Origin of the sequence: Pseudoalteromonas sp. SG45-1 (assembly GCF_014164135.1) — a bacterium.
Taxonomy (GTDB): Bacteria; Pseudomonadota; Gammaproteobacteria; order Enterobacterales; family Alteromonadaceae; genus Pseudoalteromonas; species Pseudoalteromonas distincta.
Genome location: NZ_JACJEP010000069.1, coordinates 1 through 810, shown reverse-complemented (window position 1 = coordinate 810; position 810 = coordinate 1). Strand labels below are relative to the sequence as shown.

Sequence of the window (810 nt, the reverse complement as noted above, 5' to 3'; positions counted from 1 at the left end):
ATAATGCGGGCCTAGTTTGTCGTCGGTGTGGAATTTCTAGGCCCACTCTTCGAAAGTGGTATAAGCGATACAAAGAGAAGGGACTAGACGGCCTACAGGACGTTTCTAGACGCCCGCACAGCTCCCCAAACACTAAAATTAATAATCGAATTGAAGAGTGGATTCTTAAACTCAGAAAAAATAGAAAACTTGGTGCCAGAAGAATTCAAAATGAGCTTCTTCGCGAGCATAATTTTCAGCTATCGCTTGCTTCAATTCACAAAGTGCTGACCAAACATGAGGTAAAACCAATAGTTTTTCAGCGGAAGAAAAAAGACTTCATTCGATACCAAAGACCTATTCCTGGTGACCGAGTTCAGATGGATACATGTAAAATTGCACCAGGGATTTATCAATATACTGCTGTTGATGATTGCTCTAGATATCGCGTGTTGGACGTTTTTAAGCGTAGAACGGCAGCCAATACTCTTACCTTCATCGATAAGGTAATAGAAGAAATGCCATTCCCGATACAGCGAGTTCAAACTGATCGCGGAACGGAGTTTTTTGCTGAAAAAGTACAGCTCAAATTGATGGAGCATGGCATTAAATTTCGCCCCAATAAGCCAGGCTCTCCTCACTTAAATGGCAAAGTTGAAAGGTCACAAAGAACTGATAAGGAAGAGTTTTATTCGACCGTTAATTTGGATTTGGACGAACTCAAAAATGAAACGTTACCTGAGTGGCAGCATTACTACAATTGGCAACGCGCTCACGGCTCATTCAAAGGTAAAACTCCAATGGATGTTGTATGTGAACGGCTTGAAAAAA

The 810-nt window shown here is 41.4% G+C and carries 1 protein-coding gene; it reads left to right on the top strand.

Going from position 1 to position 810, the window contains the following annotated elements; genetic code table 11:
• Positions 1 to 810: IS481 family transposase (locus H5117_RS20400; RefSeq protein ID WP_182739024.1), on the top strand; the 810-nt coding region annotated here is incomplete at both ends.